General features: G+C 34.2%; 40 protein-coding genes. All 40 read left to right on the top strand.

Annotation, left to right across the window (positions count from 1 at the left end; genetic code table 11):
* Positions 1 to 3: 3 nt before the first annotated feature.
* The 40 genes from rpoC to ACREVX_RS13035 all read left to right on the top strand — a co-directional run bounded on the left by rpoC (position 4) and on the right by ACREVX_RS13035 (position 26,297).
* A complete protein-coding gene (gene rpoC / locus ACREVX_RS13230; RefSeq protein ID WP_431544658.1) occupies positions 4 to 3,537 on the top strand; it encodes a DNA-directed RNA polymerase subunit beta' in 3,534 nt (1,177 codons plus the stop codon).
* A 122-nt stretch (positions 3,538 to 3,659) separates the two neighbouring features.
* Positions 3,660 to 3,902 carry a ribosomal L7Ae/L30e/S12e/Gadd45 family protein gene (locus ACREVX_RS13225; protein ID WP_431544657.1) on the top strand — a complete coding sequence of 81 codons (243 nt, stop codon included), beginning with the start codon at positions 3,660 to 3,662 and terminating at the stop codon, positions 3,900 to 3,902.
* A gap of 115 nt (positions 3,903 to 4,017) precedes the next feature.
* Positions 4,018 to 4,398 (top strand): 30S ribosomal protein S12, encoded by a 381-nt coding sequence (gene rpsL / locus ACREVX_RS13220; RefSeq protein ID WP_431544656.1) that lies wholly within the window; start codon positions 4,018 to 4,020, stop codon positions 4,396 to 4,398.
* Between the two features lie 145 nt (positions 4,399 to 4,543).
* Positions 4,544 to 5,014, top strand: a complete 471-nt coding sequence (gene rpsG, locus ACREVX_RS13215; protein WP_431544655.1) for a 30S ribosomal protein S7 — start codon at positions 4,544 to 4,546, stop codon at positions 5,012 to 5,014.
* Positions 5,015 to 5,087: 73 nt separating this feature from the next.
* Complete coding sequence (gene fusA, locus ACREVX_RS13210) at positions 5,088 to 7,151, top strand: elongation factor G (protein ID WP_431544654.1); 2,064 nt, start codon at positions 5,088 to 5,090, stop codon at positions 7,149 to 7,151.
* Between the two features lie 45 nt (positions 7,152 to 7,196).
* Positions 7,197 to 8,390, top strand: a complete 1,194-nt coding sequence (gene tuf / locus ACREVX_RS13205) for an elongation factor Tu (RefSeq protein WP_431544653.1) — start codon at positions 7,197 to 7,199, stop codon at positions 8,388 to 8,390.
* A 408-nt stretch (positions 8,391 to 8,798) separates the two neighbouring features.
* On the top strand, positions 8,799 to 9,107 hold the full coding sequence (gene rpsJ, locus ACREVX_RS13200) for a 30S ribosomal protein S10 (protein WP_500861857.1): 309 nt from the start codon (positions 8,799 to 8,801) through the stop codon (positions 9,105 to 9,107).
* 120 nt (positions 9,108 to 9,227) lie between these two features.
* Positions 9,228 to 9,857, top strand: a complete 630-nt coding sequence (rplC, locus tag ACREVX_RS13195) for a 50S ribosomal protein L3 (RefSeq protein WP_431544652.1) — start codon at positions 9,228 to 9,230, stop codon at positions 9,855 to 9,857.
* A 23-nt stretch (positions 9,858 to 9,880) separates the two neighbouring features.
* Complete coding sequence (gene rplD, locus ACREVX_RS13190; protein WP_431544651.1) at positions 9,881 to 10,501, top strand: 50S ribosomal protein L4; 621 nt, start codon at positions 9,881 to 9,883, stop codon at positions 10,499 to 10,501.
* Positions 10,501 to 10,794 (top strand): 50S ribosomal protein L23, encoded by a 294-nt coding sequence (rplW, locus tag ACREVX_RS13185; RefSeq protein ID WP_216157302.1) that lies wholly within the window; start codon positions 10,501 to 10,503, stop codon positions 10,792 to 10,794. The genes rplD and rplW overlap by 1 nt, the downstream gene beginning before the upstream one ends.
* 54 nt (positions 10,795 to 10,848) lie before the next feature.
* Positions 10,849 to 11,682, top strand: coding sequence for a 50S ribosomal protein L2 (gene rplB / locus ACREVX_RS13180; protein ID WP_431544650.1), 834 nt, complete (start codon positions 10,849 to 10,851; stop codon positions 11,680 to 11,682).
* 63 nt (positions 11,683 to 11,745) lie between these two features.
* Positions 11,746 to 12,027, top strand: coding sequence for a 30S ribosomal protein S19 (gene rpsS / locus ACREVX_RS13175; protein ID WP_216306419.1), 282 nt, complete (start codon positions 11,746 to 11,748; stop codon positions 12,025 to 12,027).
* A 21-nt stretch (positions 12,028 to 12,048) separates the two neighbouring features.
* Complete coding sequence (gene rplV / locus ACREVX_RS13170) at positions 12,049 to 12,384, top strand: 50S ribosomal protein L22 (protein ID WP_431544649.1); 336 nt, start codon at positions 12,049 to 12,051, stop codon at positions 12,382 to 12,384.
* A 16-nt stretch (positions 12,385 to 12,400) separates the two neighbouring features.
* Positions 12,401 to 13,066 (top strand): 30S ribosomal protein S3, encoded by a 666-nt coding sequence (gene rpsC, locus ACREVX_RS13165; protein ID WP_431544648.1) that lies wholly within the window; start codon positions 12,401 to 12,403, stop codon positions 13,064 to 13,066.
* 25 nt (positions 13,067 to 13,091) lie between these two features.
* Complete coding sequence (gene rplP, locus ACREVX_RS13160) at positions 13,092 to 13,535, top strand: 50S ribosomal protein L16 (RefSeq protein ID WP_431544647.1); 444 nt, start codon at positions 13,092 to 13,094, stop codon at positions 13,533 to 13,535.
* Positions 13,525 to 13,737, top strand: a complete 213-nt coding sequence (gene rpmC, locus ACREVX_RS13155) for a 50S ribosomal protein L29 (protein ID WP_216306415.1) — start codon at positions 13,525 to 13,527, stop codon at positions 13,735 to 13,737. The genes rplP and rpmC overlap by 11 nt, the downstream gene beginning before the upstream one ends.
* A 21-nt stretch (positions 13,738 to 13,758) precedes the next feature.
* The gene (rpsQ, locus tag ACREVX_RS13150; RefSeq protein ID WP_431544646.1) at positions 13,759 to 14,013 is read left to right on the top strand and encodes a 30S ribosomal protein S17; all 255 of its coding nucleotides are present in this window, start codon (positions 13,759 to 13,761) and stop codon (positions 14,011 to 14,013) included.
* 36 nt (positions 14,014 to 14,049) lie between these two features.
* Complete coding sequence (gene rplN / locus ACREVX_RS13145; RefSeq protein WP_431544645.1) at positions 14,050 to 14,418, top strand: 50S ribosomal protein L14; 369 nt, start codon at positions 14,050 to 14,052, stop codon at positions 14,416 to 14,418.
* Between the two features lie 17 nt (positions 14,419 to 14,435).
* Positions 14,436 to 14,759, top strand: a complete 324-nt coding sequence (gene rplX / locus ACREVX_RS13140; protein ID WP_431544644.1) for a 50S ribosomal protein L24 — start codon at positions 14,436 to 14,438, stop codon at positions 14,757 to 14,759.
* Positions 14,760 to 14,781: 22 nt separating this feature from the next.
* Positions 14,782 to 15,324, top strand: coding sequence for a 50S ribosomal protein L5 (gene rplE / locus ACREVX_RS13135; RefSeq protein WP_431544643.1), 543 nt, complete (start codon positions 14,782 to 14,784; stop codon positions 15,322 to 15,324).
* 15 nt (positions 15,325 to 15,339) lie between these two features.
* Positions 15,340 to 15,525, top strand: coding sequence for a type Z 30S ribosomal protein S14 (locus ACREVX_RS13130; protein ID WP_431544642.1), 186 nt, complete (start codon positions 15,340 to 15,342; stop codon positions 15,523 to 15,525).
* Positions 15,526 to 15,557: 32 nt separating this feature from the next.
* Positions 15,558 to 15,956, top strand: a complete 399-nt coding sequence (gene rpsH / locus ACREVX_RS13125; protein WP_431544641.1) for a 30S ribosomal protein S8 — start codon at positions 15,558 to 15,560, stop codon at positions 15,954 to 15,956.
* 196 nt (positions 15,957 to 16,152) lie between these two features.
* Entirely contained in the window at positions 16,153 to 16,692 is a 540-nt protein-coding gene (gene rplF / locus ACREVX_RS13120) for a 50S ribosomal protein L6 (protein ID WP_431544640.1), read from the top strand.
* A 20-nt stretch (positions 16,693 to 16,712) separates the two neighbouring features.
* Positions 16,713 to 17,075, top strand: coding sequence for a 50S ribosomal protein L18 (gene rplR / locus ACREVX_RS13115; RefSeq protein WP_431544639.1), 363 nt, complete (start codon positions 16,713 to 16,715; stop codon positions 17,073 to 17,075).
* Between the two features lie 17 nt (positions 17,076 to 17,092).
* Positions 17,093 to 17,590 carry a 30S ribosomal protein S5 gene (rpsE, locus tag ACREVX_RS13110; RefSeq protein WP_431544638.1) on the top strand — a complete coding sequence of 166 codons (498 nt, stop codon included), beginning with the start codon at positions 17,093 to 17,095 and terminating at the stop codon, positions 17,588 to 17,590.
* A 12-nt stretch (positions 17,591 to 17,602) separates the two neighbouring features.
* The gene (gene rpmD, locus ACREVX_RS13105; RefSeq protein ID WP_431544637.1) at positions 17,603 to 17,782 is read left to right on the top strand and encodes a 50S ribosomal protein L30; all 180 of its coding nucleotides are present in this window, start codon (positions 17,603 to 17,605) and stop codon (positions 17,780 to 17,782) included.
* 16 nt (positions 17,783 to 17,798) lie between these two features.
* Positions 17,799 to 18,239 (top strand): 50S ribosomal protein L15, encoded by a 441-nt coding sequence (gene rplO / locus ACREVX_RS13100; RefSeq protein WP_431544636.1) that lies wholly within the window; start codon positions 17,799 to 17,801, stop codon positions 18,237 to 18,239.
* Positions 18,240 to 19,520: a preprotein translocase subunit SecY gene (secY, locus tag ACREVX_RS13095; RefSeq protein WP_431544635.1), complete on the top strand. Its 1,281-nt coding sequence runs from the start codon at positions 18,240 to 18,242 to the stop codon at positions 19,518 to 19,520.
* A gap of 22 nt (positions 19,521 to 19,542) precedes the next feature.
* A complete protein-coding gene (locus ACREVX_RS13090) occupies positions 19,543 to 20,196 on the top strand; it encodes an adenylate kinase (RefSeq protein WP_431544634.1) in 654 nt (217 codons plus the stop codon).
* Complete coding sequence (map, locus tag ACREVX_RS13085; RefSeq protein ID WP_431544633.1) at positions 20,193 to 20,939, top strand: type I methionyl aminopeptidase; 747 nt, start codon at positions 20,193 to 20,195, stop codon at positions 20,937 to 20,939. The genes ACREVX_RS13090 and map overlap by 4 nt, the downstream gene beginning before the upstream one ends.
* Before the next feature lie 14 nt (positions 20,940 to 20,953).
* The gene (locus ACREVX_RS13080; RefSeq protein ID WP_431544632.1) at positions 20,954 to 21,235 is read left to right on the top strand and encodes an RNA-binding protein; all 282 of its coding nucleotides are present in this window, start codon (positions 20,954 to 20,956) and stop codon (positions 21,233 to 21,235) included.
* 7 nt (positions 21,236 to 21,242) lie between these two features.
* On the top strand, positions 21,243 to 21,461 hold the full coding sequence (gene infA, locus ACREVX_RS13075; protein WP_431544631.1) for a translation initiation factor IF-1: 219 nt from the start codon (positions 21,243 to 21,245) through the stop codon (positions 21,459 to 21,461).
* A gap of 15 nt (positions 21,462 to 21,476) precedes the next feature.
* Positions 21,477 to 21,590, top strand: a complete 114-nt coding sequence (gene rpmJ / locus ACREVX_RS13070; protein WP_007062395.1) for a 50S ribosomal protein L36 — start codon at positions 21,477 to 21,479, stop codon at positions 21,588 to 21,590.
* Between the two features lie 148 nt (positions 21,591 to 21,738).
* Entirely contained in the window at positions 21,739 to 22,107 is a 369-nt protein-coding gene (gene rpsM / locus ACREVX_RS13065) for a 30S ribosomal protein S13 (RefSeq protein WP_431544630.1), read from the top strand.
* Positions 22,108 to 22,122: 15 nt separating this feature from the next.
* Entirely contained in the window at positions 22,123 to 22,515 is a 393-nt protein-coding gene (gene rpsK, locus ACREVX_RS13060; RefSeq protein WP_431544629.1) for a 30S ribosomal protein S11, read from the top strand.
* Between the two features lie 33 nt (positions 22,516 to 22,548).
* Entirely contained in the window at positions 22,549 to 23,169 is a 621-nt protein-coding gene (rpsD, locus tag ACREVX_RS13055; RefSeq protein ID WP_431544628.1) for a 30S ribosomal protein S4, read from the top strand.
* 62 nt (positions 23,170 to 23,231) lie between these two features.
* Entirely contained in the window at positions 23,232 to 24,179 is a 948-nt protein-coding gene (locus ACREVX_RS13050) for a DNA-directed RNA polymerase subunit alpha (protein ID WP_431544627.1), read from the top strand.
* Positions 24,180 to 24,191: 12 nt separating this feature from the next.
* On the top strand, positions 24,192 to 24,533 hold the full coding sequence (gene rplQ, locus ACREVX_RS13045; protein ID WP_216149136.1) for a 50S ribosomal protein L17: 342 nt from the start codon (positions 24,192 to 24,194) through the stop codon (positions 24,531 to 24,533).
* Positions 24,534 to 24,612: 79 nt separating this feature from the next.
* Positions 24,613 to 25,458 carry an energy-coupling factor transporter ATPase gene (locus ACREVX_RS13040; RefSeq protein WP_431544626.1) on the top strand — a complete coding sequence of 282 codons (846 nt, stop codon included), beginning with the start codon at positions 24,613 to 24,615 and terminating at the stop codon, positions 25,456 to 25,458.
* Positions 25,443 to 26,297: an energy-coupling factor transporter ATPase gene (locus ACREVX_RS13035; protein WP_431544625.1), complete on the top strand. Its 855-nt coding sequence runs from the start codon at positions 25,443 to 25,445 to the stop codon at positions 26,295 to 26,297. The genes ACREVX_RS13040 and ACREVX_RS13035 overlap by 16 nt, the downstream gene beginning before the upstream one ends.
* Positions 26,298 to 26,350 lie beyond the last annotated feature (53 nt).

The following is a 26,350-nucleotide window of genomic DNA, read 5'->3' as shown; positions in this document are numbered from 1 at the left end:
CCCTTGTTTGAATTTAATAATTTTGATGCTATTCAAATAGGATTGGCATCACCGGAGCAAATTAGAGAATGGTCAAAAGGTGAAGTTAAAAAACCTGAGACTATAAATTATAGAACTTTAAAACCTGAAAGAGATGGACTATTTTGTGAAAGAATATTTGGTCCAATTAAAGATTGGGAATGTCACTGTGGTAAATACAAGAGAGTAAGATATAAGGGAATAGTTTGTGATAGATGTGGTGTTGAAGTTACAAAATCTAAAGTAAGACGTGAAAGAATGGGGCATATTGAACTTGCTGCACCAGTATCTCACATTTGGTATTTCAAAGGAATACCATCTCGTATGGGACTTATTTTAGATATGTCACCTAGATCACTGGAAAAAATCTTATATTTTGCTTCATATGTAGTATTAGATCCCAAAGAAACATCACTACTTACAAAGCAAATTCTTAGTGAAAAAGAATATAGAGAAGCTATAGATAAATTTGGAGCTGATAGTTTTGTAGCTGGTATGGGTGCAGAATCTGTAAAAGTACTATTACAACACATAAATTTAGAAGAATTATCTAAGGAATTAAAGGAAGACCTAAAAACAAGTACAGGACAAAAAAGAATTAGAAGCATTAGAAGGCTAGATGTTTCAGAGTCTTTTAGAAAATCTAAAAATAAACCTGAGTGGATTATAATTGATGTAATTCCAGTAATACCACCTGATTTAAGACCGATGGTACAATTAGATGGAGGAAGGTTTGCTACTTCTGATTTGAATGATTTGTATAGAAGGGTAATAAACAGAAACAACAGACTTAAAAAACTTCTAGATTTGGGAGCCCCAGATATAATTGTTAGAAATGAAAAAAGAATGCTTCAAGAAGCTGTAGATGCTTTAATTGATAATGGAAGAAGAGGAAGGCCAGTTACAGGACCAGGAAATAGACCTTTAAAATCTCTATCTGACATGTTAAAAGGAAAGCAAGGAAGATTCAGACAGAATTTACTTGGGAAACGTGTTGATTACTCAGGTCGTTCAGTTATTGTTGTTGGGCCAGAATTAAAAATGTATCAATGTGGGCTTCCTAAGGAAATGGCTTTAGAATTATTTAAGCCTTTTGTAATGAAAAAACTAGTTGGTAGTGGCGTTGCTCATAATATTAAAAGCGCTAAAAGAATGGTAGAGAGGGTTATGCCTCAAGTTTGGGATGTACTTGAAGAAGTAATCGAAGACCATCCAGTGCTATTAAATCGTGCACCTACACTTCATAGACTAGGAATCCAAGCTTTTCAACCTATACTTGTAGAAGGTAGGGCTATAAAGCTACATCCTCTTGTATGTACAGCATATAATGCTGATTTTGATGGAGATCAAATGGCGGTACATGTACCTCTATCCGTTGAAGCTCAAGCAGAAGCAAGGTTCCTAATGCTTGCTGCACACAATATTATGAAACCATCAGACGGTAAACCGGTCTGTGTACCTACTCAAGATATGGTGCTAGGCGCTTACTATTTAACTAATGATAAAGATGGTGCCAGGGGTGAGGGAAGAGCTTTCTCATCACCTGATGAAGTAATAATGGCATATCAAGTGAAAGATATTGAAATTCACGCTAAGATTAAAGTCAAAATGTTTGGTGTTGTTAATGGTGTTAGTATGTCGCAAATTATAGATACTACACCAGGAAAATTAATTTTCAATCAAACTATACCTCAAGATTTAGGATTTATTGATAGAAGTATTCCTGGAAATGAACTTAAATTTGAGATAGATTTCCTAGTAAGTAAAAAAAATCTAGGTAGTATTATTGATAAATGTTACTTGAAATATGGTCCATCAGAAACTTCTAAGATGTTAGACAAGATAAAGGCAAAAGGATATCACTATTCAACAATTGGAGCAATTACTGTTGCTACATCGGATATGCAAGTTCCAGAAGCTAAAAAGGCATTGCTTGCAGATGCTGATGAAACTGTTGATAAAATAGAGAAAATGTATCGTAGAGGATTTATATCTGAGGAAGAAAGATACCAAAGAGTAATAGAAAAATGGACTAAGACTACTGAAGAGGTCGCAAATGCACTTATGGATAGTTTGGATAAATTCAATCCAATATTTATGATGGCTGATTCAGGAGCCAGAGGGTCTAAGAGTCAAATTAAACAATTAGCAGGTATGAGAGGCCTTATGGCTAATCCATCTGGTAAAATAATTGAATTACCTATAAGAGCATCTTTTAGAGATGGACTTAGTGTATTAGAATACTTTATTTCAACACATGGAGCTAGAAAAGGTAATGCAGATACAGCACTTAAGACAGCCGATTCAGGTTATTTAACAAGAAGGCTTGTTGATGTTTGTCAAGACGTTATAGTAAGACATGAAGATTGTGGAACGAATGAAGGATTTGAAGTATCAGAGATTTGTGATGGTAGTGAAGTAATTGAACAATTAGTTGAAAGACTTACTGGAAGATATTCTGCTGAAGATGTTATCCATCCAAAAACAGGAAAAGTAATAGTTCCTAAGGGTGAATATATAGACATTAAATTAGCAGAAGAAGTTCAGAATTCTGGTGTGAAGAAAGTTATGATTAGATCAGTATTTACATGTAAGGCTAAAATTGGAGTTTGCGCTAAATGTTATGGAATGAACATGGCAACGTCTCAGAAAATTAATATTGGAGAAGCAGTAGGAATAATTGCAGCTCAATCCATAGGTGAACCAGGAACACAGCTTACAATGAGAACATTCCATACAGGTGGAGTAGCAGGATCAGATATTACTCAAGGTCTTCCAAGAGTTGAGGAATTATTTGAAGCTAGAAAGCCAAAAGGACTTGCAATAGTAAGTGATGTTTGTGGTACAGTCAAAATGGAAGATACTAAGAAAAAGAGAGTTGTTATTGTTATTGGTGATGCAGGGGAAGAATTAAGTTATGACATACCTTTTGGATCAAGATTAAAAGTAGCAAACGGTGATAGAATTGAAGCTGGAGACGAAATAATTGAGGGTTCAGTTAATCCACATGATATTTTAAGAATCAAAGGTGTTCAAGGAGTTAAGAATTACTTGTCTTCAGAGGTGCAAAAAGTTTATAGACTTCAAGGTGTTGATATTAATGATAAGCATTTAGAAGTTGTTGTTAGGCAGATGACAAGAAAAGTGAAAATTGAGGAATCTGGAGATACTGAATTACTACCAGGTAACTTAGTAGATATATTTGCTTTTGAAGATGCTAATTCTAAAATTGAATCTGAAGGTGGCATACCTGCTGTTGGAAAGATTTCATTATTAGGTATAACAAAAGCTGCACTTGCAACAGAATCATTCTTGTCAGCAGCATCATTCCAGGAAACAACACGAGTACTTACTGATGCAGCTATTAAAGGTAAAATTGATCCATTACTTGGATTAAAAGAAAATGTAATAATTGGTAAGTTAATACCTGCTGGTACTGGAATGACAAGATATAGAACTATAAAGATCAATACTGAAGATGAAGAAAAAGTAGAAATAGAAAATGATTTAGAAGTATAAGTTGTAATTAGTTGACAGGGTGTTGCTAAAATGATAAAATACACCTTGTGTGTGATTTAAATCGACAAGATACATCTTAAATAGATAGATCTTGTGGTTATAATTATAAAGGGAGGTTAGAAATGGTAGGTAAAATCGTAGGTCAGAAGGTCGTTGGAGTTAAACAAACCCTAAAAGCGTTAAAGAATAGCAAGGGTAAAGTTTTGTATGTTGCCAAAGATGCTGATAGTAGTATTGTTGATCCTATTCTAAAACTAGCCAAAATTAATACCCTGCAAATAATATTTGTAGACACAATGAAAGAACTAGGAAATCTTTGTGATATAGATGTTGCGTCAGCAACAGCACTTAGTCTTGAAGATTAATTAATGCTAGCAACTAAATAATATAGATATATCATGCGGTGACATAGCTTTTTAGTTATGTTATGCAGTATTGATATAAATGAAAATCAGTTTATAAAAATGAGGAGGTGAAATTATGCCAACTATTAATCAATTAGTTAGAAAAGGCAGAAAGACATTAGTAACAAAATCAGCTGCACCAGCATTAAAAAGCTGTCCTCAAAAAAGAGGCGTTTGTACAGTAGTTAAAACAACAACTCCTAAGAAGCCAAACTCAGCATTAAGAAAAGTAGCAAGAGTTAGACTTACAAACGGTTTTGAAGTTACTGCTTATATTCCAGGTGTAGGCCACAATTTACAAGAACATAGTGTTGTTCTTATAAGAGGTGGAAAAGTTAAGGATTTACCAGGAGTTAGATACCACATCATCAGAGGAACATTAGATTCAGCTGGAGTTGCAGGAAGACTACAAAGTAGATCTAAATATGGTACTAAGAGACCAAAGCAAAAAAAATAATGCTTTGATTTAAGGTACAATGTCTTCAGCATTTATATAGATTATAATTTTTATATTTACATACAATTGCAGAAGTACAAAGTGCTTTGCGGTAGAGATATCGAGTACCTATGAGTTAAGTAAAATTATTAAGGAGGGAAGTAAAGTGCCGAGAAAAGGATATATAGCGAAAAGAGATGTATTACCGGATCCAATGTACAATAGCAAGGTCGTTACAAAGTTAATAAACAATGTAATGGAAGATGGAAAAAGAGGAGTAGCACAGAAAATATGTTATGAGGCTTTCGACATAATTAAAGAAAAAACAGGTAAAGAACCTTTAGAGGTTTTTGAAGCAGCATTAGCTAATATTATGCCATTACTTGAAGTAAAAGCTAGAAGAATAGGTGGAGCTAATTATCAAGTGCCTATCGAAGTTAGACCTGAGAGAAGACAAACATTAGGACTAAGATGGTTACTTATTGCTGCAGACAAAAGGGGCGAGAAATATGCAAGAGAAAAGCTTGCTAATGAATTGCTTGAAGCTTCAAACAATACTGGAGCTGCAGTAAAGAAGAGAGAAGATATTCATAAAATGGCTGAAGCTAATAAAGCTTTTGCTCATTACAGGTATTAATACTAAAACTGTTTTGGCTTTGCCAAGACAGTTTTGTCAAATTTAAAATCATCGTTGAGAGGAGGAACAAACAGTGGGTAGAGAATATTCTTTAGATAAATTTCGTAATATAGGTATTATGGCTCATATTGATGCTGGTAAAACAACAACAACTGAGCGTATATTATTCTATACAGGAAAAACACATAAAATTGGTGAGGTTCATGATGGCGGAGCTACTATGGATTGGATGGTTCAAGAACAAGAAAGAGGTATAACAATAACTTCTGCGGCTACAACTTGTTTTTGGAAAGGTTATAATATAAATATAATAGATACACCAGGTCACGTAGATTTCACAGTTGAAGTTGAAAGATCTCTAAGAGTACTTGATGGTGCAGTTTCCGTATTTTGTGCGAAGGGTGGAGTTGAACCACAATCTGAAACAGTGTGGAGACAAGCCACTAAATATGAAGTACCAAGAATGGCATACGTTAACAAGATGGATATAATGGGTGCTGATTTCTTTAGAGTTGTTGACATGATGCGTGAAAGACTACATGCTAATGCAGTTCCGATACAACTTCCAATAGGAAAAGAAGAAGGATTTCTAGGAATCATAGATTTAATTAGAAATGTTGCAGAAGTCTATAAAGATGATCTAGGAACACAAATAGAAGAAACGGAAATTCCAGAAGATATGAAAGAGCTAACAATAGAGTATAGAGCAGCTATGGTTGAAGCGATAGCGGAACTAGATGAAGATCTTATGATGAAATATCTTGATGGTGAAGAAATAAGTGAAGAAGAATTAAAAGCAGCTCTTAGAAAAGGTGTTATTAACAATGACATAGTACCTGTGATTTGTGGTTCTTCATACAAAAACAAAGGTGTTCAAATGATGATAGATGCTGTTATAGAATATATGCCATCACCACTTGATATTCCAGCTATCAAAGGTCAAGATATTGATACTGAAGAACCAATAGAAAGACATCCAAGTGATGACGAACCAATGGCAGCATTAGCATTTAAAATAGCTACAGATCCTTTCGTAGGTAGACTTTGTTTTGCAAGAGTGTATTCAGGAGTAATGAAAACTGGTACATACGTATTAAATGCTAATAAAGGTAAAAAAGAAAGAGTTGGTAGACTAGTTAAAATGCATGCTAATCATCGAGAAGAAGTTGATGAATTACGCGCAGGAGAATTAGGTGCAATAATTGGACTTAAGAATACAACTACTGGAGAAACTTTGTGTGATGAAGATAACCCAATAAAGTTTGAAACTATGGTTTTCCCAGATCCAGTTATTCATGTAGCTATTGAGCCTAAAACAAAAGCTGGTCAAGAAAGAATGGGTATGTCACTTGCTAAGCTTTCTGAAGAAGATCCAACTTTTCAAACTTATACTGACCAAGAAACTGGTCAAACAATAATTGGTGGTATGGGCGAGCTTCATTTAGAAATTATTGTTGATAGACTTCAAAGAGAATTTAAAGTTGAATGTAATGTAGGTAAACCACAAGTAGCTTACAAAGAAACAATAAGAAAACAAGTTAAAGCAGAAGGTAAATACATTAAACAATCAGGTGGACGTGGACAATACGGTCACTGTTGGATAGAGTTAATACCAACTACGGAAGCCTATTCATTTGAAAATGCTACTGTAGGTGGATCTATTCCGAAAGAATTTATTTCTCCAATTGAGAACGGAATTAAAGAAGCATCTAAGAGCGGTATTCTTGGTGGATACCCAGTTCTTAACTTTAAAGTTAAAGTAGTTGATGGATCTTACCATGATGTTGACTCAAATGAAATGGCATTTAAGGTTGCTGGTTCTATGGCGTTCAAGGCTGGTATGGCAAAAGCTGATCCAGTATTATTAGAACCAATAATGAAAGTTGAAGTAACAGTTCCTGAAGAGTATATGGGAGATGTTATGGGAGATATTAATTCAAGAAGAGGTAGAATAGAGGGAATGGAAGCTCAAGCAGGAGCTCAAATAATTAGAGCAATGGTTCCATTATCTGAAATGTTTGGCTATTCTACAACACTTAGATCAAGAACTCAAGGTAGAGGAGTATACAGTATGGAATTTGCTGCATATGAACCAGTACCAAAGAGCATCCAAGAACAAGTTATAGGTGTTAAATAATAAAAAGACTATAAGATAATATGCAAATATAAGGAGGAATATAAAATGGCAAAGGTAAAATTTGAAAGAAACAAGCCACATGTAAACATTGGAACAGTAGGACACGTGGATCATGGCAAGACTACATTAACAGCTGCAATAACAGCAGTACTCGCAACTAAGGGTTTAGCACAGGCATCAAAATTTGACATGATTGATAAGGCACCAGAGGAAAGAGAAAGAGGAATTACAATTAACACAGCACATGTTGAGTATGAAACAGAAAACAGACATTATGCACATGTTGATTGTCCAGGACATGCAGATTATGTAAAGAACATGATTACAGGAGCAGCACAAATGGATGGAGCAATCCTAGTTGTTAGTGCAGCAGATGGTCCAATGCCTCAAACAAGAGAGCATATATTACTTGCAAGCAGAGTTGGAGTAGGTTACATTGTAGTATTCTTAAACAAAGCTGATATGGTAGATGATCCAGAATTATTAGAACTAGTTGAAATGGAAGTAAGAGAATTATTAAGTGAGTATGACTTCCCAGGAGATGATATTCCAGTAATAATAGGATCAGCATTAAAAGCATTAGAAAACCCAACAGATGAAGAAGCATCAAAATGTATATATGAATTGATGGAAGCAGTAGATGCGTATATTCCAACACCAGAAAGAGCGACAGACAAACCATTCTTAATGCCAATAGAAGATGTATTCACAATTACAGGTAGAGGAACAGTTGCAACAGGAAGAGTTGAAACTGGAATACTTAAAGTTGGAGAAGAAGTTGAAATTGTTGGATTAAGCGAAGATAAAAGAAAAGTTGTATGTACAGGAGTTGAAATGTTCAGAAAACTTCTAGATCAAGCAATGGCAGGAGATAATATTGGAGCATTATTAAGAGGAGTACAAAGAGCTGATATTCAAAGAGGTCAAGTACTTTCAAAACCCGGTTCAATACATCCACATGCTAAATTTGTAGGTCAAGTATATGTTCTTAAAAAAGAAGAAGGCGGAAGACATACACCATTCTTCGATGGATATAGACCACAATTTTATTTCAGAACAACTGATGTAACAGGATCAATAAAATTACCAGACGGAATGGAAATGGTAATGCCAGGAGATCACATAGACATGAATGTTGAATTAATCACTCAAGTAGCAATGGATGAGGGATTAAGATTTGCAATCAGAGAAGGTGGAAGAACAGTAGGTTCAGGAGTTGTTACTTCAATAGTTAAATAGTAATTTCTAAACATTAATATAATAATCATATGATATTTTTAAAATAATAAAGGCTTTTATTATTAAGGAGAAGGGGACGCTCTTCTCCTTTTGCATGCTGTAAAACTTATGTGAAATTGCATGATGAAATATTAAATAGTAAAAATTATAAATTAATATGAAAAAATACTTGTCAAAGTATAAGTTATGTTGTATACTTGAATAGTTGTAATGTGGTAACAGCGATGAGGTAAGAGGTTGCCGGACTTCCGGGTAATTCTTCACCGAGCATGTCCTGATCTAGAATCGGGCGACGGAGTTCCTGCGGTTTGTTCCATTCACTTATTGTATGCAACACCCGGAACAGTTTACAGAACATCCGCTGTTGTGCGCAAGAAGTAGGCGTACAATGAAAAGGAGGAAATAATAATGATAAAGCAAAAAATTAGAATTAGATTAAAAGCTTTTGATCATAACATATTAGATCAATCTGCTGAGAAAATTGTTCAAACAGCAAAAAGCACAGGAGCTAAAGTAGCTGGTCCAGTACCACTACCTACAGAAAAAGACATAATTACAGTGTTAAGATCTCCACATAAATATAAGGATTCAAGAGAGCAATTTGAAATAAGAACTCATAAGAGACTAATAGACATCATTAGTCCATCACCTAAAACTGTTGATGCATTAATGAGATTAGACTTACCAGCTGGTGTTGATATCGAAATAAAATTATAAGCGTACATAGAAGTGCGATGAAACGTACAGGTATAATTTACTGTGTGTAAGTAATAGATTACTATTACTAACTGTTATGATCACATTTGTGGTCCGCTAATAAGTAGGAGGTGTATTTTCATGAAAAAAGGTATAATGGGTAAAAAACTTGGTATGACTCAAATATTTGATGAGAATAGAAAAGTCGTTCCAGTAACAGTTGTTGAAGCAGGTCCATGCGTTGTGGTTCAAATTAAATCTGTTGAAAATGATGGTTATAGTGCAATTAAAGTTGGTTTTGGAGACATAAGAGAAAAATTAGTCAACAAACCAATGCAAGGACAATTTACTAAAGCAGGAACATCTTTAAAAAGATTCTTAAAAGAATTTAGAATGGAAGATACAAGTGCTTATGTGGTAGGTCAAGAATTTAAAGCAGATATATTTGCTGCTGGAGATAAAATTGATGTATCAGGAATTTCTAAAGGAAAGGGATTCCAAGGAGTAATTAAAAGATGGAATGCAGCATGTGGACCAATGAGTCATGGATCTAAGTTCCATAGAGCCCCAGGATCAATGGGAGCATCTTCTGATCCATCAAAAACATTTAAAAACAAACATATGCCAGGTCATATGGGTAATGTTAATACAACAGTAATAAACCTTGAAATAGTTAAAGTAATGCCTGAAAAGAACATTATATTAATTAGAGGTGGAATACCAGGACCTAAAAAGGGTACAGTTGTAATAAGAAACGCTGTTAAAGCGTAATTTTTAAGAAAGGAGGATGCAGAATGCTTACATTAGATTTATTTAATAAAGAAGGAAAAAAAGTTGGCGATATTGGCCTAAATGAAAGTATATTTGGAGTTGAAATCAATACAGATGCTATGCACCAAGTTGTAGTAGCACAGCTTGCAAATAAAAGACAAGGAACTCAATCAGCTAAAACAAGAGCTGAAGTACGAGGCGGTGGAATAAAGCCTTGGAGACAAAAAGGAACTGGTAGAGCAAGACAAGGTTCAATTAGAGCACCACAATGGATACATGGTGGTATAGTATTTGCTCCAAAGCCAAGAGATTACCATGTTTCAGTACCAAAGTCAATGAGAAGAGTGGCATTCAAATCAGCATTATCAGCAAAAGTTGCTGAAAATGAAATGATAGTTATAGATAGTTTAGAATTTGATGCACCAAAAACTAAAGCAATGCTCGAAGTTTTAAAAGCTTTTGATGCTAAAAAAACTTTAATAGTTGTTGAAAAATCAGATGAAAACATCTATAAATCAGGAAGAAATATACCTGGAGTACGAGTTACACCAGTAAATAATCTGAATGTTTATGACATACTAAAATATGAAAAATTCATAGTTACAAAGGATGCTGTATCTAAAATTGAGGAGGTGTATATATAATGAAATTAACTAGCCATGATATTATAAGAAAACCAGTAATTACTGAAAAAAGTATGGCTGTAATGGCAGATAAAAAATACACCTTTATAGTTGATATTCACGCCAATAAAACTCAAGTTAAAAAAGCCGTAGAAGATGTATTTGGAGTTAAGGTTGAAAATGTAAGAACACTAAGGAATATAGGTAAAACTAAAAGAGTTGGAGTTCACATTGGAAAAAGAGCTGACTTCAAAAAAGCTATTGTTACTTTAACAACAGAAAGCAAAACAATTGAGTTTTTTGACGGAATGTAATTATTAAGCAGGTATTGGCAGAAGCCAGAAAAGCGAAATAAGGAGGGAAATCACATGGCGATTAAGAAATTTAGACCCACCACACCTTCTAGAAGAAATATGACTATGTCTGATTTTGCAGAAATAACATCAGATAAGCCATTAAAATCACTTCTTAGAAGCACAAAAAGATCAGGTGGAAGAAATAATCAAGGTAAAATAACTGTTCGTCACCGAGGTGGTGGAGCAAAACAAAGTTATAGAATAATTGATTTTAAGAGAACTAAAGATGGTATTCCAGCAAAAATTTCTACAATTGAGTATGATCCAAATAGATCTGCTTACATAGCACTTGTTGTATATGCTGATGGTGATAAAAGATACATAATTGCTCCAGTTGGATTAAAAGTTGGAGATGTAATTGTATCAGGAGCTGATGCAGATATAAAAGTTGGAAACACACTTCCAATAGCTAATATACCACTTGGTTCTACTATTCATAATATAGAACTTCAGGTTGGTAAAGGTGCTCAACTTGTAAGATCAGCGGGTTCTTCAGCTCAGCTTATGGCTAAAGAAGGAGAATATGCTCAAGTAAGACTTCCAAGTGGAGAAGTAAGATATATTAGATTAAACTGTAGAGCTACTATAGGAACAGTCTCTAATTTAACTCATGATATTGTTAACATAGGTAAAGCAGGAAGAAAAAGACATCTAGGATTTAGACCAACGGTCAGAGGATCAGTAATGAATCCGAACGATCATCCACATGGTGGTGGAGAAGGTAAGTCACCAGTAGGGCATGCTAGTCCGATGACTCCTTGGGGTAAACCAGCACTTGGTTATAAGACTAGAAAGACTAAAAAATACTCTGACAAATTTATTGTTAAGGGAAAAAATAGAAAATAGTTTCAGGAGAATTTAATTCCTCTTCGAAACTATGTTCATTGTGTATGAAGGGAGGCCACTAAAGTGAGTAGATCAGTAAAAAAAGGACCTTATGTGCAAGAAGTTCTGCTAAACAGAATAAATGAAATGAACAAAAATGGCGAGAAAAAAGTAATAAAGACTTGGTCAAGAAGTTCTACTATTTTTCCGCAAATGATAGGGCATACTATCGCAGTGCATGATGGAAGAAAACATGTGCCAGTTTATGTTTTAGAAGATATGGTTGGACATAAATTAGGAGAATTCGCGTTAACTAGAACATTTAAAGGACACATTGTTAGAGAAAAAACAAGCAAAGTAAGATAGTGTGGGAAGGAGGAAACAAACATGGAGGCTAAAGCTATAGCTAAATATGTGAGAACGTCCTCAAGGAAAATCGGGATTGTTCTTGATTTAATAAGAGGTAAAAATGTAAATGAAGCTCTTGCTATATTACAATTTACTCCAAAAAATGCAGCTGAAGTAGTAACTAAAGTTCTTAAATCAGCTGTAGCAAATGCACAAAACAATTTGAATTTGGATATTAATAGATTGTATGTTGCAAAAACTTATGCATGCCAAGGTCCAACACTTAAGAGATTCAGACCACGTGCACAAGGAAGAGCTTATAGAATAAAAAAAAGATCTAGCCATGTAACTATAATAGTTACAGAGAGATTATAAGAAGGAGGAATATAGCGTGGGACAAAAAGTACATCCACACGGCTTTAGGGTTGGTGTAATAAAAGACTGGAGTTCTAAATGGTATGCGGATAAAAAGAATTTTGCAGATAATCTTGTTGAAGATTTCAAGATTAGAGAATTCTTGAAAAGCAAACTTTACACAGCTGGAATTTCCAAAATCGAAATTGAAAGAGCTGCAAAAAGAGTTAAAATTAATATACACACTGCAAAACCTGGAATGGTTATTGGTAGAGGTGGTTCTGGTATTGAAGTTATAAAGCTTGATATGAAAAAAATTGTAACTGATAAAAATGTTTTAATTAACATAGTTGAAGTTAAACAAGCTGAAAACAACGCTCAATTAATGGCAGAAAATGTTGCTTCTCAATTAGAAAAGAGAATTTCTTTTAGAAGAGCAATGAAACAAACTATTCAAAGAGCTATGAGATCTGGAGTAAAAGGAGTTAAAATCGCTTGCGCTGGTAGACTTGGCGGAGCAGAAATAGCTAGAACTGAGCATTATCATGAAGGTACAATACCATTACAGACAATGAGAGCTGATATAGATTATGGATTCTCAGAAGCTGATACAGTATATGGTAAGATTGGTGTAAAAGTTTGGGTATATAGAGGCGAAGTTCTTCCTACAAAGAAAATCGTTAAGGAAGAAGCAAGCGTATAGAAGTGTAAGGAAGGAGGAATAAGACATGTTAATGCCTAAGAGATCTAAACATCGTAAGGTTCAACGTGGTAGAATGAGAGGAAAAGCTACAAGAGGAAACTTCATTGCATACGGTGATTATGCATTACAAGCTATGGAATGTGGTTGGGTTAAAAGTAATCAAATCGAAGCTGCCAGAGTTGCTATCAATAGAGAAGTAAAAAGAGGCGGTAAAGTTTGGATAAAAATATTCCCAGATAAGCCAGTAACTGAAAAACCAGCTGAAACTCGTATGGGTTCTGGTAAAGGATCAGTTGAGTATTGGGTAGCAGTTGTTAAACCAGGTAGAGTCTTATTCGAAATTGCAGGGGTAACAGAAGAAGCGGCTAGGGAAGCAATGAGACTTGCTTCACACAAACTTGCAATTAAGACTAAGTTTGTGTCTAGAAAAGATTTTGAGGAAATGGGTGGTGAAGTCATTGAAGGCTAATGAATTAAATGAATTAAGACAAAGTAATCCTCAAGACTTGCTAGTAAAAATGTCTGATTTAAAGGCGGAATTATTTAACCTTAGATTTCAGTTAGCTACAGGGCAATTAGAAAACCCTATGAGAATTAAACAGGTTAAAAAATCTATAGCCCAAATTAAGACGATCATTAGGCAAGAAGAAATAAAGGCTTTTGAACAGTAAAACTGAAGGGAGGTTACTCTTGTGGAAAGAAATAACAGGAAAACAAGAACTGGTAGGGTAGTTTCTGATAAAATGGATAAGACTGTAGTTGTTGCAATTGAGACAAAAGTTCGTCATCCATTATACGGAAAGATAATTAATAAAACAACAAAATTTAAAGCTCATGATGAAAATAATGAAGCTAAAATTAACGATAAAGTTTCAATTATGGAAACTAGACCTTTATCTAAAGATAAAAGATGGAGAATTACTGCAATAGTTGAAAAAGCGAAATAATGTTTCAGTTCAACAACTGAAAGGAGGGTATTTGATATGATACAACAGCAATCAAGATTAAAAGTTGCAGACAATTCTGGCGCAAAAGAAATTATGTGTATTAGAGTTCTAGGTGGTTCGCATAGAAAATGGGGAAACATCAGTGATACAATTGTTGCCAGCGTAAAAAGTGCAACACCAGGTGGAGTTGTTAAAAAAGGTGAAGTTGTTAAAGCTGTTATAGTTAGATCTGTAAAAGGTTTAAGAAGAGCCGATGGAACATATCTAAGATTTGATGATAATGCAGCTGTTATCATAAAAGACGATAAAACCCCAAAAGGTACTCGTATATTCGGACCTGTTGCAAGGGAGTTAAGGGATAAAGACTTCACTAAGATTTTATCACTAGCGCCTGAAGTTCTATAAGATAGGAGGTGTCTAACATGGCAGTTAAAAAAGTGCACGTAAGAAAGAAAGATTCAGTAATGGTTATCTCAGGTAAAGACAAAGGCAAAATAAGCGAAGTCTTAGCTGTATATCCTAAAACTGGTAAAGTTTTAGTTAAAGATGTTAGTGTAATTACAAAACATCAGAAACCAAGCAAACAAAACATGCAAGGTGGAATAACTCACAGAGAAGCAGCTATAAATAGCGCAAAAGTTATGCTATATTGTACAAAATGCAAAAATGTAACAAGAATAAACAGCAAGATTTTAGAAGATGGAACTAAAGTAAGAGTTTGTAAAAAATGTGATGAAACATTTTAATCCCTGAAAGGAGGTTTAACATATGAGTTCAAGACTACAAGAAAAGTATAATAATGAAGTAGTTCAGGCGTTAATGGAAAAATTCGGTTATAAAAATATAATGGAAGTACCTAAGCTTGAAAAGATAGTTTTAAATATGGGAGTTGGAGAAGCTAAAGACAATTCTAAGGTTTTAGATGCAGCTGTTAGTGATATGCAAATTATTGCAGGTCAAAAACCAGTTATAACTAGGTCTAAGAAATCTATAGCTAACTTCAAATTAAGAGAAAATACGCCAATTGGCTGTAAAGTTACGCTAAGAAAGGCTCAAATGTTCGAATTTGCTGATAAATTAATGAACGTTGCATTACCTAGAGTTAGAGATTTTAGAGGAGCTTCTTCTAAATCATTTGACGGAAGAGGAAATTATGCTATCGGTGTTAAAGAACAACTTATATTCCCTGAAATTGAATATGATAAAATTGATAAGATAAGAGGAATGGATATAATATTTGTTACTACTGCGAAGACAGACGAGGAAGCAAGAGCATTATTAAGATTCCTTGGAATGCCATTTGCTCAATAATAAGGAGGTAAACATATGGCACGTAAGGCTTTAATAGAGAAATGGAAAAAAGAACCTAAATATTCAACTAGAGCTTATACAAGATGCAGACTATGTGGAAGACCACATTCGGTATTACAAAAATTTGGTATATGCCGTATCTGTTTTAGAGATCTTGCACATAAGGGAGAAATTCCTGGTTGCAGAAAAGCAAGTTGGTAATTAGAACATTTTAATGAAAGGAGGCACGAAAAATGGTTATGACTGACCCAATCGCAGACTTGCTAACACGTATAAGAAATGCTAATGTTGTTAGACACGAAGTAGTAGAAGTACCTTCTTCAACTATAAAGAAGGAAATTGCAAATATAATGCTTCAAGAGGGATACCTTAAGAACATAGAAGAATATAACGATGGCGTTGTTCCAATGATGAGACTTGCAATGAAGTATGGTCAAAAAAAGGAAAGAGTTATCACAGGACTTAAGAGAATATCTAAACCTGGTTTAAGAGTGTATTCTAAAAATGAAGATATTCCAAAAGTATTGAACGGACTAGGAGTTGCTATAATATCAACTTCAAAAGGTTTAGTAGCAGATAGAGAGGCTAGGAAACTAGGCCTAGGCGGAGAAGTTATTTGTTATATTTGGTAGTCTAATAATTCTAAGACATAACAGTTTTGTTATGTACATAGTAATAATAGATAATTTAGAGAAAAACAAGTTTGTTGTGTGCTTAAAGTATATAGATACTAGACAATTTGTAATTGAATAGTACTTAAAACGAATATATGAGGCATAGCAGTTAATGATTGTTATGTGCCCTGAAAAGAATACAGGAGGTGTAAGTATGTCAAGAATCGGAAGACTTCCAGTAGTTATACCTAATGGAGTAACTGTTACAGTTTCACCAACTAATGTTGTTAATGTAAAAGGACCAAAAGGTGAGCTAACTCAAAACATGAGTAATAAAATGAATATAGCTATGGAAGACAATACTGTGGTAGTTACAAGACCAAGTGATGTAAAAGAGCATAGAGCTCTTCATGGACTTACGAGATCATTAATAAACAATATGGTTATTGGTGTTACAGAAGGATATGAAAAAACACTTGAGTTAGTTGGAGTTGGTTACAGAGCTCAATTAAAGGGAGCTAAAATAACATTAAATCTTGGATATTCACATCCAGTTGAAATAGATGCAGTTGCAGGAATCCAATTTATATTACCAGATGCTAACAAGATAATAGTAAAAGGTATTGATAAACAATTAGTTGGATCTGTTGCAGCAGAAATTAGAACTTGGAGAAAACCAGAACCTTACAAAGGAAAAGGAATTAGATATGCTGGCGAAATTGTCAGACGTAAGGAAGGTAAAACAGGTAAATAAAGTAGGAAGGAGTGAATGATGTGTTCAAGAAAGACGATAGGCAAAAGTCAAGAGTTAAGCGTCATCTTAGAGTTCGTAAGAAAATTTCTGGTACAGCACAAAGACCTAGATTAGCTGTATATAGAAGTGAAAAGAACATATATGCTCAAGTAATAGATGATGTTGCTAAAATCACATTAGTTTCTGCTTCAAGCGTTGATAAAGCTTTCGAACAAAAAATAGGAAGTAATAAAGAAGCAGCAAAATTAGTTGGTAAAATGGTTGCTGAAAGAGCACTTGAAAAAGGAATAGAAGAAGTAGTATTTGACAGAGGCGGATATGTATACCACGGCAGAGTGCAAATTCTAGCTGAGGGAGCAAGAGAGGCCGGACTTAAATTCTAAGAGAAGGAGGGAAACACATGAAAATAGATCCTAGCATATTAGACCTTAAAGAAAAAGTAGTTAATATAAACAGAGTTGCTAAGGTTGTTAAAGGTGGAAGAAACTTCAGATTCAGCGCACTAGTTGTTGTTGGAGACGAAAACGGACACGTTGGAGTTGGAATGGGTAAATCTGTAGAAATTCCTGAAGCAATTAGAAAAGGAATAGAAGATGCTAAGAAGAATTTAGTAAACGTAGCTATGGTTGGATCAACAATTCCACATACTATTGATGGTAAGTTCGGTACTTCTATTATTCATATAATGCCCGGTGCTGAAGGTACTGGAGTTTTAGCTGGTGGTCCAGTTAGAGCGGTTCTAGAATTATCAGGATTGAAAGATGTTAGAGCTAAATCTCTAGGCTCTAGTAATGCAACAAATGTAGTTAATGCTACTATAAATGGTTTATCAAGGTTAAGAACAGCGGAAGACGTTGCTAAATTAAGAGGTAAAACTGTAGAAGAAATTTTAAGATAGGAGGGGAAAACCTTGGCTAAAGTTAAAATAACATTGGTTAAAAGCTTAATAGGTAGAAAGAAAGAACATATTGCTACAATTAATTCTTTAGGATTGAGAAAAATAAGAAAAAGTGTTGAGCACGAGGAAACTCCTCAGATCAAAGGTATGATTAATAAAGTTATATATCTAATAAACGTAGAACAAGTATAAACGAGGAGGTGTTGACATGAAACTTCATGAGTTAAGACCTGCGGAAGGTTCAAAAAAATCTCCAAAGAGAATCGGTAGAGGTACAGGTTCAGGTTGGGGAAAAACTGCAGGAAGAGGTCAAGATGGACAAAACTCAAGATCAGGTGGTGGAACTAGACCAGGATTTGAAGGAGGTCAAATGCCTTTATACAGAAGGTTACCTAAAAGAGGGTTTACTAATATTTTTGCAAAAAAATATTCTTGTATAAATGTAGATAGACTGAATATATTCGAAGATGGTACAGAAATTACACCAGAATTGCTCTTAGAGAAAAGAATTATAAGAAAAGTGTATGATGGAGTTAAGATACTTGGAAATGGTAATTTAGAAAAGAACTTAACTATAAAGGTATCAAAGTTCTCTAAAGGAGCAGTTGAGAAAATTGAAGCTGCTGGAGGAAAAATCGAGGTGATATAAGTGTTATCAACCCTACGTAATGCCTGGAAAGTCCCTGATTTAAAGAAACGTATGATATTCACACTACTTATGGTTGTAATTATGCGATTGGGTATTTTTATTCCTGTTCCAGGTGTAGATGCTAGCAAACTTGGAAGTTTAACTAGTAATGGAGGCACATTATTAAGTTTTTATGATATGCTTTCAGGTGGTGCGTTTGGTAAATTTAGTATTTTTGCTATGGGTGTTGGCCCATACATAAATGCATCAATTATAATGCAATTACTTGTAATAGCAATTCCATATTTAGAACAACTTTCTAAAGAAGGTATTGAAGGACGCAAGAGAATACAAGATTTTACTAGATATGCTTCAATAGTACTTGGTGCATTGCAAGCTTTTGGTATGTATGCAATTATATCAGGCACTGGAGCATTCTCAGATACATCTAGTCTAACCATATTTTTAGTGATACTAACGATGACAACTGCATCAACATTTTTGGTGTGGATAGGTGAGCAAATTACATGTAAAGGCATTGGTAATGGTGTTTCATTAATAATATTTATCAATATTATATCTGGATTACCTGCCACAGCGTATAAAATCGCTGCACTTCAGAAGGCTGGAAATGTAAATTTTGTAGAGGTTATAATGTTTGTTGTAATTGCTGCAGCGTTATTAGTTGCAGTAGTAATCGCAAGTTTAGGTGAAAGAAGAATTCCAGTTCAATATGCAGGAAAAGCTGTTGGAAACAAAGTTTTTAAAGGGCAATCAACACATATTCCAATCAATGTAAATGCATCTGGAGTTATCGGTATAATTTTTGCTATGTCAGTAATGACATTCCCAGAAACAATAGCTCAGCTTAAACCGACATCTGCAATTGCTAAGTTCATTGTAGGGAGTCCTTGGAGTATATTTGAAAGAAATAGTTGGAAGTATTCATTGGTATACTTTGTATTAATAGTATTCTTTACATGGTTTTATACTCAGGTAACATTTAAACCTGATGAAATGGCTGAAAATATGCATAAATCATCAGGATTTATACCAGGCATTAGACCAGGGGAGAATACAGCAACGTATATAGATATGGTACTTACAAAAATATCTATACTGGGAGGAACTTTTGCGGCTGTTATAGCGATATTTCCTATTATCGTAGATTCATATACAAACTTTAAAGGTATATACTTTGGTGGCACAATGTTATTAATTATGGTAAATGTTGCAATTGAAACATTAAGGCAACTTGAGTCACAATTAGTAATGCGTCATTATCGAGGATTCCTTAAATAAATTATTACCAGGAGATGATTCTATGAGGATAATCTTGTTAGGTCCTCCGGGAGCCGGAAAAGGAACTCAAGCAAAATCTATAAGTGAGAAGTTCTCCATACCACATATATCTACGGGGGACATATTCAGAAAGAATATTTCAGAAAAAACTCCACTTGGAATCAAAGCTAAGAAACATATTGATAAGGGACATTTAGTTCCTGATCAATTGACTATAGATATAATCAAGGATAGGTTAAATAATGAAGATTGCAAAAATGGGTTTTTGCTAGATGGCTATCCTAGAACTGTTAACCAAGGTGAGGCTTTAAAAACTATATTAGACGAAAAGGGTCACTCCCTTGATACTGCGTTATTAATAGAGATTCCTAGAGAGTTCATTCTTAATAGAATGACTGGTCGAAGAGTTTGCCTTAACTGTGGTGCTAGCTTCCACATTAAATTTAATCCGCCACTAGTTGACGGAAAATGTAATGTGTGTGGAAGTGATCTTGTGCAAAGAGCTGATGACGTTGAGGAGACCGTTAGTGAACGGCTAGACATATACGAGGCTCAAACACTACCATTGATAAAGTATTATGATGATAAGAAATTGTTATCAGTAGTTAATGGGGCGCTTGAAATTGATAGTGTATTTGAAAATATCTGTGGTGTCTTAGGAGCGTTAGAGAAGTGATAAGCATAAAAAGTGATATGGAAGTTCAACTTATGAGATGTGCGGGCAGAGTGGTTGCAGATACTCTTGCACTAATTCAGAGTGAAATAAAACCTGGAATAACCACTGCAGAACTTGATAAATTAGCTGAAGAGTTCATAATAAATCAGGGTGCTAAACCATCTTTTAAGGGATATTATGGATTTCCAGCTTCCATTTGTACATCTGTTAATGATGAAGTGGTTCATGGAATTCCAACTAACCGGATTTTACTTGAAGGAGATATAATTAGCATAGATTGTGGTGCCATATTAAATGGATATCATGGAGATGCAGCTAGAACTTTTCCGGTAGGCAAAATATCTAGTGGAGCTTCGATGCTAATTGAAGTTACTAAAAATAGTTTCTTCAAGGGTGTTGAAAAAGCTATAATCGGCAATAGGTTATCAGATATATCTGCTGCAATTCAGTGTTATGCGCAGGGCCATGGATACTCTGTAGTTAGGGACTTTGTAGGTCATGGAATTGGAACATCAATGCATGAAGATCCAGAGATTCCTAATTATGGTGCTCCGAGTAAAGGTCCTAAGTTAGTTCATGGTATGGTACTTGCAATCGAACCTATGATAAATATAGGAAAGCATTATGTCAAAGTAAAGTCTAATAAGTGGACGGTAGTAACAAGAGATGGCAGCTTAGTTGCACATTATGAAAATACTGTTGCTATTATAAAAAATGGTCCTGAAATATTAACTTTGAACTAATAGAGGTGAATGATTTGGAGAAAAATAGCCTTGTAGGTAAGGTGGTAAATTCTAAGGCGGGAAGAGATATGCATAAAAGTTTTGTTGTGGTAGGAATACTTGATAATGAATATGTGTATATTTCTGATGGAGAGTTAAGAAGGATTGAGAAACCTAAGAAAAAGAAGGTTAAACATCTAAATTTTACGGATACCGTTGCTGAAGAAATTAGAAGTATAATTTTATCTAAAAAAGAGGTCACTAATTCTAAAATTAAAATATTTTTGCAGTCTGCAGAGAATGGTAAGGAGGTTTGATTACCTTATGTCAAAAGATGATATAATAGAAATGCAAGGTGTTGTGCTTGAAACTATGCCGAATGCAATATTTCAAGTTGAACTTGAAAGTGGGCATAAAATACTAGCTCATATTTCAGGAAAGTTAAGAATGAATTTTATAAGAATATTGCCAGGCGATAAGGTTACAGTAGAACTTTCCCCATATGATTTGAATCGTGGGAGAATAACTTGGAGAGACAAGTAATAAGGAGGGTTAGCTATGAAAGTAAGACCATCAGTTAAACCTATGTGTGAAAAATGTAAAATTATAAAAAGAAAAGGAAGAGTAATGGTTATCTGTGAAAATCCTAAGCATAAACAAAAACAAGGTTAATGGGTTTATTTGCAAATATTAGTAGGTTTTATTTACAAAGTAAAGTAGCTTAAATGTTAATATTAATAATAAATGTTTATAACATCGTTTTTAAGTTAAAGATGTGATAAAATTGGAACAACAAGTACGTGGGAGGTGTAAACAGTAAATGGCAAGAATAGCAGGTATTGACCTACCAAGGGAAAAAAGAGTAGAAATAGGTTTAACATATATATTTGGTATAGGTTTAACAAAATCTCAGGGAATTCTTAAATCAACAGGAGTTAATCCTGATACAAGGGTTAAGGATTTAACTGAAGAGGAAGTTAATGAACTAAGAACATACATTCAAAAGAACTTTTTAATCGAGGGTGACTTAAGAAGAAGAGTTGCACTAGACATAAAAAGGTTAATGGAGATTGGATGTTATAGAGGAATAAGACATAGAAAAGGTCTTCCAGTGAGAGGACAAAAAACTAAAACTAATGCTAGAACAAGAAAAGGCCCTAAAAAAACAATGGCCGGTAAGAAGAAATAGTAAGGAGGGAATAATATGGCTCAGAAAGTTAAAAGAAGTAGAAGAAAAAAAGAAAGAAAAAATGTTGAGCATGGTTGTGCACACATAAAGTCTACTTTTAATAATTCCATCGTTACACTTACAGATGTAGCTGGTAATGCTTTGTCTTGGTCTAGTGCAGGTGGACTAGGTTTTAGAGGATCAAGAAAGAGCACTCCATTTGCAGCCCAAATGGCAGCAGAAGCTGCAACAAAAGCTGCTATGGAACATGGCTTAAAAAGTGTTGATGTATTTGTTAAAGGACCAGGCGGCGGTAGAGAAGCAGCAATTAGATCACTTCAAGCAGCTGGATTAGAAATTACATTAATCAAAGACGTTACTCCAATTCCACATAACGGATGTAGACCACCAAAGAGAAGAAGAGTCTAATTAATAGGATAGTAAATAGGAGGTGTAATTTGAATGGCAAGATATACTGGAGCTACTTGTAGACTTTGTAGAAGAGAAGGCATGAAGCTAAACCTTAAGGGTGATAGATGTTTTACAGATAAATGTGCATTTGCCAGAAGAGGCTATGCACCAGGACAACACGGACAGAGTAAGAAGAAAATGTCCAATTACGGATTACAATTAAGAGAAAAACAAAAGGCTAAGAGAATATACGGAATACTTGAAAGTCAATTTAGAAGATATTATGAAAAGGCTGACAAGTTAAGGGGTATAACAGGTGAAAACCTATTAAGACTTCTAGAAGTGAGACTTGATAACGTAGTTTATAGATTAGGTTACGGTAATTCAAGACAAGAAGCTAGGCAACTAGTAACTCACGGACATTTCTTAGTTAACGGTAAAAAGGTGGATATTCCTTCTTACAGTTTAACAGCAAATGAAGTAGTATCTGCATGTGAAAAGAGCAGAGCTACTGAGAAATTTAAGGTTTTCCTTGAAAACCCTAAAACTTTACCAAATTGGTTAGAAGCTAACTTAGAGAAATTCGAAGGAAAAGTTTTATCACAACCAACTAGGGAAGATATAGATGTTCCTGTTAATGAAACGTTAATCGTCGAATTATACAGCAAATAGTCATTAATATAGAATCAGTTGCCCTCATAATAAGTTGCCAATAAAAAAAAGGAGGGTTTATTATGTTAGAAATTGAAAAGCCAAAAATAGAATGTGTAGAAACAGCTGAAGATGGATCTTATGGTAAGTTTGTTATTGAACCACTTGAAAGAGGTTATGGTATAACTTTAGGTAATGCATTAAGAAGAATTCTTCTTTCTTCATTGCCAGGAGTTGCTACAAGTGCAGTTAAGATTGATACAGTACTTCACGAATTTTCCACAGTTAAAGGTGTTAAGGAAGATGTTACAGAATTAATTCTAAACATTAAAAGCTTAGCATTAAAAATGACTGGAGAAGGTCCTAGGACAATTTATATTGATGCTAAAGGACCAGGTGTTGTTACTGGAGCAGATATCAATACTGATGGAGATATAGAGGTCGTTAATGACGATTTACATATTGCAACATTAGATGATGAAGCTAGATTATATATGGAATTAACTGTTAATAGAGGTAGAGGATATGTGTCTATGGCTAAAAACAAGACAGATGAATTAGCTATTGCTACTATTCCTGTGGATTCAATTTACACACCAGTCAAAAGAGTAAATTTTTCTGTAGAAAACACTAGAGTAGGCCAAATTACTGATTATGATAAATTAACTATCGAGATTTGGACTAATGGAACAATTAGACCAGATGAAGCCATTGGTTTATCAGCTAAAATACTTATCGAACACTTTAAATTATTTATGACATTAACAGATCATGCTGATAATGTTGAAATAATGGTTGAAAAAGAAGAAGATAAGAAAGAAAAAGTTCTTGAAATGACTATAGAAGAACTTGACCTTTCTGTTAGAAGTTATAACTGCTTAAAAAGAGCTGGTATTAATACAGTTCAGGAACTAACAGAAAGATCAATGGATGATATGATGAAGGTTAGAAATTTAGGTAAGAAATCACTTGAAGAAGTAGAACAAAAACTTCAAGCTTTGAGTTTGAACTTAAAACTAACTGAAGAGTAAGGAGGAACGCACATGGCAATGTACCGTAAATTAGGACGCGCCACTGATCAAAGAATTGCAATGTTTAGAAGTCTTGCAACTAATTTGTTGAAGTATGGTAAAATTGAAACTACTGTAACTAGAGCAAAAGAAACTAGAAAATTTGCTGAAAGAATGATAACTCTTGGAAAAAGAGGAGATCTTCATGCTAGAAGGCAAGCACTTGCATTTATTACTGAAGAAAGTGTTGTTAAAGATCTATTTGACAATATTGCACCTAAGTATGCCGAGAGAAATGGCGGCTATACTAGAATAATGAAAATGGGTCCAAGAAGAGGCGACGCAGCAGAAATGAGTATAATAGAATTAGTATAGTTTGATCAAAGGGATTAAGTGAGAACAAACTTAATCCCTATTTTCATATTCATATTTATAAACGTAGGGAGTGACACTTATGGGTGAAAAAATGGTTATATGTAATAAACTTGTTTATAAGTACCCTCATAGTGAAGAAGAACAGCCTAAAGTAGCCATTGATGGATTAGATTTAGAGGTTAATAAGGGTGAGTTTTTGGTAGTACTTGGACATAATGGATCAGGTAAATCAACTTTTGCTAAACATATAAATGCTCTACTAGTGCCCACGGCGGGGGAGGTCTATGTAGATGGACTAAGAACTTCCGACGAAAATAATTTATGGCCCATTAGGAATATAGCAGGAATGGTATTTCAAAATCCTGATAATCAAATTGTTGCAACTATTGTAGAAGAGGATGTAGCTTTTGGACCTGAAAATTTAGGACTAGAACCTAAGGAGATTAGAAAAAGAGTAGACGAAGCTTTAAAAAATGTACAAATGTATGAATACAGAAAACATGCTCCACATTTACTTTCAGGTGGTCAAAAACAAAGAGTAGCTATTGCAGGTATTCTTGCTATGATGCCAAAATGTATTGTTTTCGATGAACCAACAGCTATGCTGGATCCATTTGGGAGAAAGGAAGTTATGCGCACTATAAAAGAGATAAATAAAAAATATGGCATAACAATAATCTTAATAACTCATAATATGGAAGAAGCAGTAGAGGCTGATAGAATTGTAGTTATGGATAATGGAAAAGTTGTGATGAATGGAATACCTAAAGAAATATTTAGGAATGTATCTCTTATGAAAAAAATAGGATTAGATGTTCCGCAAGTAACAGAACTTGCATATGAACTTAGACAAAATGGTATTAATATAGGATCAGATATATTAACTATAGATGAGATGGTGAATGCATTATGTCAATTAAAATAGAAAATTTATCATATATATATATGGCGAAAACTCCTTTTGAAAAAAAAGCTATAGATGACGTGTCCATAGAGATAAAGCAAGGAGAATTTATAGCACTAATTGGGCATACAGGTTCTGGAAAGTCTACTCTGATACAACATATAAATGGATTATTAAAACCAACAGCAGGAAGATTGTTAATTGATGACATAGACATAACTCAGAAAAATGTGAAACTTACAAATGTAAGAAAGAAAGTTGGACTAGTATTTCAGTATCCTGAATACCAGCTTTTTGAAGAAACTATTGAAAAAGACATTGCTTTTGGACCTAAAAACTTAGGTCTAGATAATGATGAGATAAATAAAAGAGTTCAAAGGGCTATGAAAATCGTAGGTCTGGATTATCAGCAGTATAAGGATAAGTCACCTTTTGAAATAAGTGGTGGTCAAAAAAGAAGAGTAGCCATTGCTGGCGTAATAGCTATGGAGCCCAAAATTCTAATTTTAGATGAACCTACAGCAGGTCTTGATCCCAAGGGTAGAGATGATATTCTAGGAAAAATTCTTGATCTTTACAATGAGAATGACATGACTATAATTTTAGTATCACATAGCATGGAAGATGTAGCTAAGGTTGCTAATAGAATTTTAGTGATGGATAATGGAAAATGTATCTTGGACGGAACGCCCCAGAAAATATTTAGACAAGTAGAAATTCTAGAAAGCGTGGGCCTAGCAGTACCACAAGTAACATATCTTATTCGCGAGCTGCACAATAAAGGATTTAATTTATCTTCTGATATATTTACAATACAAAAAGCTAAAGAAGAATTGCTTAAGATACTCAAAACAAACTAGTATAAATACTTTGCCCGAAGAAGGTATCATATATATAACAGTAATATGTGCTT

The organism is Clostridium sp., from assembly GCF_050717545.1.
GTDB lineage: Bacteria > Bacillota > Clostridia > Clostridiales > Clostridiaceae > Clostridium_AD.
This window is presented reverse-complemented; position numbering and strand designations above follow the sequence as displayed.